The organism is Mesorhizobium qingshengii, assembly GCF_900103325.1.
In the GTDB taxonomy this organism is placed as follows: domain Bacteria; phylum Pseudomonadota; class Alphaproteobacteria; order Rhizobiales; family Rhizobiaceae; genus Mesorhizobium; species Mesorhizobium qingshengii.
Genome location: NZ_FMXM01000002.1, coordinates 570,142 through 582,675, shown reverse-complemented (window position 1 = coordinate 582,675; position 12,534 = coordinate 570,142). Strand labels below are relative to the sequence as shown.

The window sequence follows — 12,534 nt, the reverse complement described above, 5'->3', positions numbered from 1 at the left end:
CACGGCATGTCGATGTTGCATGCCGAAGCATTGCCTATCGGAGGTTCCATGACCAAGCCCTTCACGAAGCCAGAATCCAGCACCGAAGATTCCTTCCTGTGGCTGGAGGACAGGACAGCCACCCAGTCGCTCGACTGGGTGCATCGCCAGAACGAGGTCACGGTCGGCGAATTGCAGGGCGACCCGTCCTATCAGGCGGCGTTCCAGACCGCGCTCGACCTGATGACGGCCGAGGACAACATCGCGGTCGGCTCCGCGCTCAAAGGCCATGTCTACAATTTCTGGCAGGACAAGACCAATGTGCTCGGCCTTTGGCGCCGCACCACGGTCGCTTCCTACAAGACCGAGAAACCCGACTGGGAAACGATCATCGACTTCGACCAGCTTGCGGCGAAGGAAGGGATCAAGTGGGTGTTCAGTGGCGCCAGCCGGCTCTATCCGGACTTCAACCTATGCCTTGTCTCGATGTCGCCGGATGGCGGTGATGCCAGCGAGATGCGCGAATTCGACATAGAGACCAAATCCTTTGTCGATGGCGGATTTCGTGCTCCCGCCTCGAAATCCGGTTTCGGCTGGCTGGACAAGGACACCGTCATCGTCTCGGCGGCCTTCGAGGAGGCGGACAAGACTGAATCGGGCTATCCGCGCGTGGTCAAGCTGTGGAAGCGTGGCACCAGGCTGGAAGACGCGACACCGATCTTCGAGGCGCAGAAGGAAGATCTCGCCGTGGGTGCCGCTCTCGAGTTCGATGGCGACAGACGCTATCTGGTCCTGGCCAGGACGCTCGATTTCTTCGCCTCGCACATCTTCCTGCGGCTGCCTTCCGGCGAGAACAAACGCTTGCCGCTGCCGGATGACATGACCGACACTGCAATTTTCAAGGATCAACTCGTCTTCGGCGTGCGCAGCCTGTGGACGGCGCCCGACGGCACGCTGTGCAAGCCCGATGGTCTCTATTCATTGGATCTGGCGCGCTGGGTGGAGACCGGCGCGCTCGGACCCGTGGAGACCTTGTTCGAGCCGGCGTATCGCGTGTCCATCGCCGGCATTGCCCGCACGCAGGACCGGCTGTTCATCAACCTGATGGACAATGTGCGCGGCAAGGTCGTCGTCTGCGAACGCAAGGAGGGCGGCTGGTCGATGAAGCCGGTCGCGCTGCCTGAAAACGGTAATGTCGGCATCAGCCATGCCGAGCAGTTCGGATCGAGCGTATCTTTCTCCTTCACCGATTTCCTGACGCCAAGCTCGATCATCTGGTCTGACGACAATGGCGAGACGCTGGCCACCGTGAAGTCGCAGCCGGCGCGTTTCGATGCGTCGCCGCTGATCTCGGAACAGTTCGAGGCGCGCTCGAAGGACGGCACGATGATCCCCTATTTCGTCGTCCGGCGGCGCGACCAGAAGGGTCCGGTGCCGACGCTGCTCTATGGCTATGGCGGCTTCGAAGTGCCGCTGCTGCCGGGCTATGCCGGCGTGCGTGGCAGGCTGTGGCTGGAGAAGGGCAATGCCTATGTGCAAGCCTGCATCCGTGGCGGCGGTGAGTTCGGTCCGGCCTGGCACCAGGCGGCGCTGAAGGGCAATCGCCAGAATGGGTTCGACGACTTCGCCGCGGTGGCGCAGGACGTCGTCAGTCGCGGCATCGCGACGGCTTCCTCGCTCGGCATCCAGGGTGGCTCGAATGGCGGCCTGCTGACCGGCGTTTCTTTGACCCAGCACCCCGAGCTTTTTGGCGCGGTCATCATAGAGGTGCCGCTGCTCGACATGCTGCGCTACACCGAATTGCCGCCCGGCGCTTCGTGGATGGCCGAATATGGCGATCCCTCAAAACCGGAAGACGCGGCGTGGCTTTCAGCCTATTCGCCTTACCAGCACGTCGATGCCGGCGCCGCCTATCCGCCGGTGCTGCTGACCACGTCGACGGCAGATGACCGTGTCCATCCCGGCCATGCGCGCAAGATGGCCGCCCGCCTGCAGGAGGCCGGCCATGCGAGGACGCTGTTCTTCGAGGAGACCGAAGGCGGACATGGTGGCCGTGGCGACCGCCGGCCGCAGGCGGCGCAGACGGCGATGAAGTACGTCTTCCTGCAAAGGGCGCTGACCGCCAACGCTTGAACTCATTTCCTGGGCAGCCACGCAAAGGGTGGTTCACCTCGACCGTCCTTTGCTCTAAGGTGCCGGCCATGGCTCACGTCAGGATATCGGCTCGCGCATTCCGGGTCGCGGTGACACCGTCACCGCGCACGCTGCGCGCCGAGCTTTTGCGGCTGTGCGCCCGCATCGGGTATTCGCCACCTGCCTTCCTCTGATGAATTCGCCCCCGGCACGGCCGGATAGAATCCAGAGGAAAGATCAGACCCATGACCTATCAGAACTATTCGCTGAAGCAGCTTCAGCAGATCGACGCCGCGCATCATCTCCACCCGTTCACCGACCACAAGGAATTGCGCGAGGTCGGCTCACGCATCATCACCCACGCCAACGGACCGTTCATCTACGATTCCGAAGGGGCTGAGATCCTCGACGGCATGGCCGGGCTGTGGTGCGTCAACATCGGCTATGGCCGCAACGAACTGGCCGAGGCCGCCTACACCCAGATGAAGGAATTGCCTTACTACAACTCCTTCTTCAAATGCTCGACGCCGACGCCGGTGCTGTTGTCCAGGAAGCTGGCGGAGATCGCGCCGAAGCACGTCAACCAGGTGTTCTACGGCTCGTCCGGTTCGGAAGCCAACGACACGGCGCTGCGTCTCGTGCGCCATTACTGGGCGCTGGAAGGCAAGCCGGAGAAGAACCGCATCATCTCGCGCAAGATGGCCTATCACGGCTCGACCGTTGCCGGCACTTCGCTTGGCGGCATGGATGCCATGCACAAGCAGCTCGGCGGCGCGGTGCCCAACATCGTCCATGTGATGATGCCTTATGCCTATGAGTTGGCGCTGCCTGGCGAGAGCGATCACGATTTCGGCCTGCGTGCGGCAAAGGCGGTCGAGGATGCGATCCTCGAAGCCGGCGCCGACAAGGTTGCCGCCTTCATTGGCGAGCCAGTGATGGGGGCGGGCGGGGTGAAAATACCGCCGGCCAGCTATTGGCCGGAAGTGCAGCGCATCTGCCGCAAATACGACGTGCTGCTGATGCTGGACGAGGTCATCACCGGCTATGGCCGCACCGGCGAATGGTTTGCCGCGCAGACCTTCGGCATCGAACCGGACACCATCACCACGGCCAAGGCGCTGACCTCAGGCTACCAGCCGCTGTCGGCGCTGCTGGTCGGCGACCGCATCGCGGCGACGGTGGTCGAGAAAGGCGGCGAGTTCTATCACGGCTACACCTATTCCGGCCATCCGGTGGCCTGTGCGGTGGCCCTGAAGAACCTCGAGATCATCGAGAATGAAGGGCTGGTCGATCGCGTCAGGAACGAAACCGGCCCTTATTTCGCCAAGGCCCTGCAGGAACGCATTGCCGGGCATGATCTGGTCGGCGAGGTGCGTTCGATCGGGCTGATGGGCGCGATCGAGATCGTCAAGGACAAGGCTACCAAGGAGCGGTTCCTGCCGTCGGGAAGTGCGGCGGTGACCGTCCGCGACCACGCGATCGGGCAAGGCATGATGCTGCGCGCCACGGGCGACACGATGATCCTGTCGCCGCCGCTGATCTGGACCCGCGACACCATCGACATGGCTTGCGAGCGCATCGCCAGGGCGCTGGATCTGGCGCAAGCGGATCTGCGCAAGCGGTAGGTTCGAACCTCGCTGGGCGTTCTTCGACAGGAACGCCCGGCGAGAAACATGCTGTCGCGATGAGGAACGATTCCACCTTCGGCGCGTAGTGTGTCAGGCAGCAACCGATTCGGCTGCGACAAGGGGGTCGTTTTCATGAGAAAAACTGGCAAGAGCCGACGCATGCAAGAAGCAACCAGCATCGGTGGCAACCTGATGCTGGCGCCGTTGGTGGCGATGATGCGTCTGCCCTTGATGGCCATGGATGCCGGGAGCGGCCAGCCATGGAACACGGAGACGGTCCGTGCGGTGAACGAGAAGACCGTTGCAATGGCCGAAGGCGCGTTTGCGGCGCATATGTCTATCCTGCAGTCGGTATCGCGGTTCTGGCCGGAAGTCTTTTCCGGCCGCACGCCGTCGCTGTTCAACGGCGTCGCGGCGGAACTGTCGATCGGCGCCGCGCTGAAGCCGGCTAGCCGCGCCGTTAAAGCGAACTTTCACCGGCTGTCCAACAAAGCCTGACCGAGGCGATCCATTAGACCCATTAGACTGTCGGCCAAACGAAAACCGATTACGGTTTTCGGGATGATGGTCTAGAACCCGCTAAGGCACATTTGCCTGAAGCGCGTTATGCATGTCCGTATCCCAAGCCGATTCTTGGGCGACATGCAGCAGAGGGGATATGATGGCAGGACAAGCGCTCAACGAGCCCGCTGAAATTCCGGCCGAACTTGATCGCTGGAACTGGGGCGCTTTCTTCCTCAACTGGATCTGGGGTATCGGCAACAGCACCTTCATCGCACTGCTGGCGCTGATCCCGTTCGTCAACATCATCATGATCATCGTGCTTGGCGCGCGCGGCAGCCGCTGGGCCTGGCGGAACCGGGCGTGGCGCGATGCCGAGCAGTTTCGCAAGACCCAGCGCAACTGGGCGATCGCCGGCCTTGTCGTCTGGGTGGTTGGGATCGGCGGCTGTGCGACGATGGTGGGCAGCATTCCCTACCTGCTGAAAGGCAGCGATGCCTATCACATGACCATGGACAAGCTTCGCGCCGACGATCGCGTCAAGGCCGCTCTCGGCGACGTCGTGACCGACAATTTCTGGGTCGGCGGCCATCTCAATGTCGACGCCAACGGGGCGGGCGAGGCTCAGTTCAGCATTCCGGTCCACGGCGCCAAGGGCAAGGGCACCGTGTTCTCGACCGCTACCCGAACAGCCGGCACATGGAGCCTGCGTCTGCTGGTCGTCAAGGTGGAAGGGGTCGATGCACCGATCGTGCTGCTCAATGAGGATCATGTGCCAATTCCGAACGCGGCGATCGGAATATAAGCGGGATCGTGTAGCCAGGTCGGCAAAACGCAAAAACCGCGCTCCATCGGGAACGCGGCTTTGCCAGATACGCATGGCGCTTCGCTACTCAAACACTTGGCGAAACTTACGGGCTCCGGTACGCGAGACCTGATCCGGAGCGCCGGGCGGATGCGATATGTCCGCCTCGCAATCCGTTTTATAGAGACATCGTTACCGCAGAGTTATCGAGAGCTTAAGCAAACCTAAATTTGACGCGTTTCTCTCGAGAGCCACGAAAAAAATCCAATTATATTAGCGGCTTATGGATTGCTTCCGCGCAGAAAATTAATGATGCCGGAAAAATCGGTGCCGGCGTGCCCCTGGGCGTTGAACAGCGCATAGAGCTGGGCCGCTTCAGCGCCTAGCGGCGTCACCGCGCCAGAAGCAAGTGCTGCTTCCTGCGCCAGCTTCAGGTCCTTCAACATCAGCGCAGCGGCAAAACCGGGCCTGTAGTCGCGGTTGGCGGGGGAGGTGGGCACAGGGCCGGGCACCGGGCAGTAGGTGGTCAGCGACCAGCACTGGCCAGACGAGGTCGAGGCGACGTCGAACAGCGCCTGATGCGACAGGCCCAGTTTTTCCGCAAGTACGAAGGCTTCGGCGACGCCGATCATCGAGATGCCGAGGATCATGTTGTTGCAGATTTTTGCCGCCTGTCCGGCACCATCGCCGCCGCAATGGACGATGCGGCCGGCCATCGGCTTCAGGATCGGCTCGGCGGCCGCGAAGGCATCGTCCGAGCCGCCGGCCATGAACGTCAGCGTGCCGGCCGCCGCACCGCCCGTGCCGCCCGAGACGGGCGCGTCGATCGACGGCAGGCCGTGTTTTGCGGCGACGGCATGCGCCTTGCGCGCCGATTCGACGTCGATGGTCGAGGAATCGATGAACAGCGCGCCTTTCCTGGCCTTGGGGGTGATGTCCTCATAGACCGACAGCACATGCTTGCCGCCCGGCAGCATGGTGATCACCACATCGGCGTCCTTCACCGCGGCCGGCGCGTTGGCCATGATGACGACGCCATGGTCTCGGGCGACCGTCAGGTTCTCCGGCATCAGGTCGAAGCCATGCACTTGATGCCCGGCCTTGACCAGGTTGGCGGCCATCGGATTGCCCATGTTGCCGAGGCCGATGAAGGCGATGATGGTCATAGCGACGCTCCATGATTGGGTAAGGCAGTAGGCAGTAGGCAGTAGGGCTGTCTATTCTGGCGTAAGTCTGAGAATGAGTTGGCGAAGCATCTTGCCGATGCCTACGGTCGATGTCAGCAACTGACCAGCTTGATCGGGCGTGGCAAGGCCAATGCGTTCGGCGATTTGAAGGTGCGTCTCGAACTCCTTCAGCGAGCCTTGGGCAATCCGCAGAAATTGCTGATAAGAGCCCCTGTTGTCTCGCCCATAACCTTCAGCGATGTTTGCCGGGATAGAGGTCGCTGAGCGGCGGATTTGGCTGGTCAACCCATACAATTCTTCCTTTGGCCATGCCTTGGTCAAGGAATAGGTGGCGACAGCCAGATCCATCGCCTGCTGCCATACGATAAGGTCCTTGTACGAATCGATCTTGCCGGTCATCGTTCGCCTACTGCCTACTGCCTTCCAATCAATGCACGCGCGATGATGACGCGCATGATCTCGTTGGTGCCTTCGAGGATCTGGTGCACACGCAGGTCCCGCACCAGCTTCTCGATGCCGTAGTCGTGCAGGTAGCCGTAACCGCCGAGCAGCTGCAGCGCATCGTTGGCGACGGTGAAGCCGGTGTCGGTGACGAAGCGCTTGGCCATCGCCGACCATTTGCCGGCATCCGGCGCCTTGCGGTCGAGCTTGGAGGCGGCGGCATAGAGGAAGATGCGTGCTGCCTGCAGCTCGGTCTCCATATCGGCCAGCCTGAACTGCAGCGCCTGGAACTGGTTGATCTTCGAGCCGAAGGCCTTGCGGTCGGCGGTGTAGGACAGCGCCTTGTCGAGCGCAGATTGCGCACCGCCCAGCGAACAGGCGGCGATGTTAAGCCGGCCGCCATCGAGGCCGGCCATGGCGATGCCGAAGCCGGCGCCTTCGCCCGACAAAAGGTTTTCCACCGGCACCTTGCAGTCCTCGAAGATGACCTGGCGGGTCGACTGCATGTGCCAGCCCATCTTGTGCTCGTTGGCGCCGAAGGAAAGGCCGGGCGCATCCTTTGGCACGACGATGGTGGAAATGCCTTTCGGCCCCTCGGCGCCGGTGCGCACCATGACTGCGTAGACATCGCTGTCGCCGGCGCCCGAGATGAACTGCTTGGCGCCGTTGAGGACATAGTCGCCGCCGCTCTTCACCGCACGGGTCTTCAGTGCCGCGGCGTCCGATCCCGAACCCGGTTCGGTCAGGCAATAGCTCGCCAGCCATTCCATCGAGGTGAGCTTCGGCAGAAAGCGCTGGCGCTGCTCGTCATCGCCGAAGCGGTCGATCATCGAGGCCACCATGTTGTGGATCGAGATGAACGACGAAAAGGCGGGATCGGCATGCGACAGCGCCTCGAAAATCAGCACCGCGTCGAGCCGGCCGAGCGCCGAACCGCCGACATCGTCGCGGACATAGATGCCGCCGAGGCCAAGCGGCCCGGTCTCGCGAATCACGTCGGCGGGGAAGTGTTTCCTGCGGTCCCAGTCGAGTGCATTCGGCGCGACGCGATCGGCGGCGAACGCCTGCGCCATCTCCTGGATGGCGCGCTGTTCCTCGTTGAGTTCGAACTGGCTGGTGCTCGCATCGACCGCGGCGTCCATGGCGTGCTCCCTATATGCTGGCCAACTAGCCCGCTGGCCTGTCGTTTTTGGCTTTGCGCGCGCACCAATCTAGACCAATGATGCCGCCGCGCAACCCGACCTTCCGCGGAGCGGCTGTGCATCAATGCATGTCCGGAGCGAGATGTGACGACAAAATTCGATGATCTGCTTGGACGGTTCCGCGGCTATCTCGCCTCCGTGGATGACGCCCTGGTGCGCGACGCCGTGGAGCGCATAGGCTGGGCAATGCCACCCCGCGCCCTCGAGCCGCATCCGCTCGGATGCCTGCGTCATCTCGATCGCGCCGCCGAACTCGCGTCAGCCGAAGCCAGGCCGCTGGTGCGGCTGGTCGCGGACCAGCGCAACGATCTGCGCTGGGGGCAGACCTACAACGAGGCGGATTTCGGCAGAGAGTTCATCGACAATTACGGCTGGCTGGAAGTGTTCGGCACACGCGGCCATTTCGTCAACGACGAGGTCGCGGCCGGCCTGCTGATTCTCGGGCCTGAAATCGTCTATCCGGATCACCATCACGTCGCCGAGGAAATCTACATTCCGCTGACCGGGGGCACCGAGTGGCGGATGGGCGAAGGTGGCTTTCGCATGCGCGCGGCCGGCGAGGTGATCCATCACGCCTCGAATGTGAGCCACGCCATGCGAACGGCCGAGGAGCCTCTCCTGGCGCTTTATATCTGGCGCGATGGGCCACTGGCGCAGAAATCGAACATCACCGGAACCGTTGTCGCGCGGGGCAGGGGCTGATGGCCAGGGCGATCATGCTGCAAGGCACCGGTTCGGATGTCGGCAAGACCGTGCTGGTGGCCGGCCTTTGCCGTGCTGCCAGGAATCGTGGGCTGAAGGTGCGGCCGTTCAAGCCGCAGAACATGTCGAACAATGCCGCCGTCGCCAACATACCAGGCGACAACAATGCCGCTGGCGGCGAGATCGGCCGCGCGCAATGGCTGCAGGCGATCGCTTGCGGTGTTGCGCCGTCGGTCCATATGAACCCGGTGCTGCTCAAGCCGCAGACCGATGTCGGCGCGCAGGTCATCGTCCAGGGCAAGGTGTTTGGCGAGGCGCGGGCGCGCGACTACCAGGCGCTGAAGGGCCGCCTGATGGATGCGGTGCTCGATTCCTGGGCGAAGGTGGGCGAGGGCGCCGACCTCGTCATTGTCGAGGGTGCCGGCTCGCCCGCCGAAATCAACCTGCGCAGTCGCGACATTGCCAATATGGGCTTTGCCACCCGTGCCGACGTGCCGGTGGTGCTGGTCGGCGACATCGATCGCGGCGGCGTCATCGCCTCGGTCGCCGGCACCCATCTGATCCTGCCGGAAGAGGACCGGCGCATGATCGTCGGCTACCTCATCAACAAGTTCCGGGGCGATGTTTCGCTGTTCGATGACGGCCTGAAGGCGATCGAGAAATTCACCGGCTGGCGCTGTTTTGGCATCGTGCCATGGCTGAAGGCGGCGGCGCGGCTGCCGTCAGAGGATTCGGTGGTGCTGGAGCGGCTGGCGTCCGGCGAGGCGCGCGCGCTGAAGGTGGCGGTGCCGATGCTTGGCCGTATCGCCAATTTCGACGATCTCGACCCGCTCAAGGCCGAACCGCAGGTCGAAGTGGTGTTCGTGCCGCCAGGAAAGCCACTGCCGGCCGATGCCGGGCTGGTGGTCATTCCCGGCTCCAAGTCGACCATCGGCGATCTCCTGAAATTTCGCGAGAATGGCTGGCACCGGGATCTTGCCGCGCACCGCAAGCGCGGCGGCCATGTCGTCGGCATTTGCGGCGGCTTCCAGATGCTCGGCCGCACCGTGCGCGACCCCGACGGCATCGAAGGCAGCGTCACCGAGGCCGAAGGGCTTGGCCTGCTCGATATTGAAACGGTTATGGAGCCGGAGAAGACGGTGCGCAATGTCAGTGCCAGGTCTGTGCAATTCGACCTGCCGCTCGAGGGCTACGAAATCCATCTCGGCCGCACCACCGGGCCAGATACGCTGCGGCCGTCCGCCATCATCAATGGCGCCGATGACGGGGCGGTGTCGGCCGATGGCAAGGTGTTGGGCACCTATATGCACGGCCTGTTTGGCGCCGACGCCTTTCGCGGGAAATTCCTGGAAAGTCTCGGCATCAAGGGTGGTGGCATCGACTATCGCGCCGAGGTCGAGCGGGCGCTTGACGAGGTCGCTGCCGAATTGGAAACCCATCTCGATTGCGACGCGATTTTTGGGCTGGCTCGCTGAAGGTCCAATTCAGGCCTTTTCGCCCGCCTTCGGCCAGTAGGTGCCGAACGACCAGACATTGCCTTCCGGGTCGCGGCAGATGAACTCACGGCTGCCGTAGTCGCGGTCCGTCAGTTCCTGGATGATCGTCGCGCCGGCTTTTCTCGCCTTGGCGTAGGCGGCGTCGGCATCGTCGACAGCGATATAGATCGACTTGCCGCCGCCCGAGCCGGGTTCGCCAACCATCTTGCCGTAGTCGTCGTCGCGCGCCGTGCCCAGCATGATCATCGAAGAACCGAAGACCAGTTCGGCATGGTGCACGACATCGCCTTCGCCATAGCGGGCGCGGACGCTGAAGCCGAAGGCTTCGCCCAGCCAGTCGATCATTTTTGCGGCATTCTTGTAGCGCAGGGCTGGGTACAGGCGGGGCGCTTCTGTGGTGGTGGGCAAGGGAAACTCCTTCATCCGGGTTGGTCGATGCCCACTCTGGGCGAAGGCCGTTCCAGCGTCTTGAAGAAATGTTACCTGGCCGCGAGCGCCGCCGGCGTCTCGCCGGCAAGGTCACGGAATTCGCGCACCAGATGCGCCTGGTCGGCGTAGCCGCAATCGGCGGCGACATCCGCCCAGTCGACGGTCTGCTGCCTCGCCAGGCCGAGTGCCCGGTTGAAGCGGACGATGCGCGATAGCGTCTTGGGGCCGATGCCGATGGCGTTGGAAAAGCTGCTGGCCAGATGTTTGCGACTCCAGCCCAGCCGTTCGGCAAGCGATGAAATGCGGGTCCGGCCTCCGGACCCGATGATGCGGCGATAGGCCCAGGCGATTTCGAGCGGCGTCTCAGTGGCATGCTTGAGGCGGGCGGCGACGAAGGTCTCGGCGATGTCAAAACGCGCCGTCCAGTCCGGCGCGTTACCAAGCCTTTCGCGCAGTGCCATGCCTTCGGCGCCGAGCACGTCGTCGAGAACGACCATGCTGTCGGTCAGTTCGCTCATCGGTCGGCGGAAGAAGCGGCGTGCGCCAAGCGGCGTGAAATTGACCTGGACGCAGCAGGCACCGCCGAAGGATTCGATTATCACCGGTCCGGCGAAGAGGCCGGCCGCGAAGCTGGCGAAACGGTCATTGTCGCCCGGCACCTTGCCGAGCCCGATGGCGAAGGGCTCGGCGAAACTGATGACCAGCGGCACGGTCAGCGACGCATATTCGATGGTGCGAAAATGGCCGGGTGCCATTTCGCGGTAGCCGCAGATGTCGGTGACGATGCCTTCAAGCCCGGGATTGGGAAGGCGCCGGCGCAACTCGAACCGTCCGGCGACCGAGCGATCCTGGTCCTGCTGGCGCTGCATCTCGACTGGCATCGGCCATCCTTCCGCAGGAAAATCTAGCAGACCCTGGATCAGAATCAAAAGCGCCCGGCTTTTAGGCCGGGCGCTCCGAGTCCCCACTTCAAGGGAAACGTATCAGGCGCCGCGCATCAAACAACCTGCGGCGAGCACGATGTAGGCGATAAGCACGATCCACACCGATGCGAGTGGAATGAACGCAAGAACGCCAAGCGCGGCGAGAACGCCGATGATGGCGACAACAAGGGATATGATGAAAACGATCTGGGTAGGTGCGCTGAGATTCATGTGTGGCTCCTCCAACATGATTCGAACAGCCGCATTCTATCAGGACGTGTGATCACACACCAATCATGACACGCAAGGGGTTCGCCGGGTCGGCCAGCAGCTTCACCGCCAGTGCCACGCAGACAAGCACCAGCAGCGGCTTGATCAGTTTTGCGCCGATGCGCATGGCCAGGCTGGCTCCGAGGCGGGCGCCGAGGAACTGGGCAACGCCCATCATCAGGCCGATCTTCCAGTAGATGACCCCGACCGCGGCGAAGACGATGAAGCCGCCGATGTTGGAAGCGAAGTTGAGCAATTTGGTATGGGCCGTCGCCTTGAGCACGCCGTAGCCGGCAAGTGCCACGAAGGCCAGCATATAGAAGGAACCGGCGCCCGGCCCGAACAGGCCGTCATAGAAGCCGATTGCCGGCACCAGGGTCAGACCGAACAGGAACGGCGACAGGCGCTCGGCCCGGTCGACGTCGTTCATGTTGGGCTTGAGCGCGAAATAGAACGCGATGGCGATCAGCACCAGGGGCAGGAGGGCGCGCAGGAGATCGCCCGGCACGATCGTGGCCAGCAGCGCACCGACGGCGCTTCCGGCAAGTGCCAGCAATGCCGAGGGCAATTGCCGACGCAGGTCGACATGACCCTTCGCGGCATAGTGGATGGTCGCCGACCCGGAGCCGAACATGCCCTGCAGCTTGTTGGTCCCAAGCGCCTCGACCGGCGAGAAACCGGCAAGCAGCAGCGCCGGGATCGTGATCAGCCCGCCGCCGCCGGCGATGGAATCGACAAAACCCGCGGCAAAGCCGGCGAATGCCAGCATGGCGACTGTCTGGATACCGAGGTCGATCATCGATGCGTGGAAACGTCCGGCTGAGATATCGGGCGTTCG

The 12,534-nt window shown here is 63.0% G+C and carries 14 protein-coding genes; 7 read left to right on the top strand and 7 right to left on the bottom strand.

The annotated features are described in order from the left end of the window. The first annotated feature begins 48 nt into the window (after window positions 1-48). The 5 genes from BLS48_RS02925 (at window position 49) to BLS48_RS02905 (ending at window position 5,046) form a co-directional block, all read left to right on the top strand. On the top strand, window positions 49-2,112 hold the full coding sequence (locus tag BLS48_RS02925; protein WP_091575653.1) for a prolyl oligopeptidase family serine peptidase: 2,064 nt from the start codon (window positions 49-51) through the stop codon (window positions 2,110-2,112). A 68-nt stretch (window positions 2,113-2,180) separates the two neighbouring features. Further along, window positions 2,181-2,306 carry a capsid protein gene (locus BLS48_RS02920; protein WP_091575440.1) on the top strand — a complete coding sequence of 42 codons (126 nt, stop codon included), beginning with the start codon at window positions 2,181-2,183 and terminating at the stop codon, window positions 2,304-2,306. Between the two features lie 51 nt (window positions 2,307-2,357). Then, window positions 2,358-3,737 (top strand): aspartate aminotransferase family protein, encoded by a 1,380-nt coding sequence (locus BLS48_RS02915; RefSeq protein ID WP_091575439.1) that lies wholly within the window; start codon window positions 2,358-2,360, stop codon window positions 3,735-3,737. Between the two features lie 135 nt (window positions 3,738-3,872). Beyond that, entirely contained in the window at window positions 3,873-4,238 is a 366-nt protein-coding gene (locus BLS48_RS02910) for a hypothetical protein (RefSeq protein WP_091575652.1), read from the top strand. 163 nt (window positions 4,239-4,401) lie between these two features. Then, entirely contained in the window at window positions 4,402-5,046 is a 645-nt protein-coding gene (locus BLS48_RS02905; RefSeq protein ID WP_091575651.1) for a cytochrome c oxidase assembly factor Coa1 family protein, read from the top strand. 281 nt (window positions 5,047-5,327) lie between these two features. Here BLS48_RS02905 and mmsB read toward each other — a convergent pair whose 3' ends face one another. The 3 genes from mmsB to BLS48_RS02890 are packed head-to-tail and all read right to left on the bottom strand — an operon-like array spanning window position 5,328 to window position 7,816. Then, window positions 5,328-6,212 carry a 3-hydroxyisobutyrate dehydrogenase gene (gene mmsB, locus BLS48_RS02900; RefSeq protein ID WP_091575437.1) on the bottom strand — a complete coding sequence of 295 codons (885 nt, stop codon included), beginning with the start codon at window positions 6,210-6,212 and terminating at the stop codon, window positions 5,328-5,330. A 51-nt stretch (window positions 6,213-6,263) separates the two neighbouring features. Beyond that, window positions 6,264-6,632 carry a four helix bundle protein gene (locus BLS48_RS02895; RefSeq protein ID WP_091575434.1) on the bottom strand — a complete coding sequence of 123 codons (369 nt, stop codon included), beginning with the start codon at window positions 6,630-6,632 and terminating at the stop codon, window positions 6,264-6,266. A 14-nt stretch (window positions 6,633-6,646) separates the two neighbouring features. Beyond that, on the bottom strand, window positions 6,647-7,816 hold the full coding sequence (locus BLS48_RS02890) for an isobutyryl-CoA dehydrogenase (protein WP_091575432.1): 1,170 nt from the start codon (window positions 7,814-7,816) through the stop codon (window positions 6,647-6,649). 144 nt (window positions 7,817-7,960) lie between these two features. On the opposite strand from BLS48_RS02890, the gene BLS48_RS02885 reads away from it, so the two are divergent. Both BLS48_RS02885 and BLS48_RS02880 read left to right on the top strand, forming a co-directional pair. Beyond that, a complete protein-coding gene (locus BLS48_RS02885; RefSeq protein WP_091575430.1) occupies window positions 7,961-8,578 on the top strand; it encodes a dimethylsulfonioproprionate lyase family protein in 618 nt (205 codons plus the stop codon). Beyond that, on the top strand, window positions 8,578-10,053 hold the full coding sequence (locus BLS48_RS02880; RefSeq protein ID WP_091575428.1) for a cobyric acid synthase: 1,476 nt from the start codon (window positions 8,578-8,580) through the stop codon (window positions 10,051-10,053). The genes BLS48_RS02885 and BLS48_RS02880 overlap by 1 nt, the downstream gene beginning before the upstream one ends. A 9-nt stretch (window positions 10,054-10,062) precedes the next feature. Here BLS48_RS02880 and BLS48_RS02875 read toward each other — a convergent pair whose 3' ends face one another. The 4 genes from BLS48_RS02875 to BLS48_RS02860 form a co-directional block, all read right to left on the bottom strand. Next, complete coding sequence (locus tag BLS48_RS02875) at window positions 10,063-10,482, bottom strand: VOC family protein (RefSeq protein ID WP_091575650.1); 420 nt, start codon at window positions 10,480-10,482, stop codon at window positions 10,063-10,065. A 71-nt stretch (window positions 10,483-10,553) separates the two neighbouring features. Beyond that, on the bottom strand, window positions 10,554-11,384 hold the full coding sequence (locus BLS48_RS02870) for a helix-turn-helix domain-containing protein (RefSeq protein ID WP_091575426.1): 831 nt from the start codon (window positions 11,382-11,384) through the stop codon (window positions 10,554-10,556). A gap of 102 nt (window positions 11,385-11,486) precedes the next feature. Further along, window positions 11,487-11,657 carry a hypothetical protein gene (locus tag BLS48_RS02865; protein WP_091575425.1) on the bottom strand — a complete coding sequence of 57 codons (171 nt, stop codon included), beginning with the start codon at window positions 11,655-11,657 and terminating at the stop codon, window positions 11,487-11,489. 52 nt (window positions 11,658-11,709) lie between these two features. Next, complete coding sequence (locus tag BLS48_RS02860; RefSeq protein WP_091575423.1) at window positions 11,710-12,495, bottom strand: TSUP family transporter; 786 nt, start codon at window positions 12,493-12,495, stop codon at window positions 11,710-11,712. Window positions 12,496-12,534: the final 39 nt, after the last annotated feature.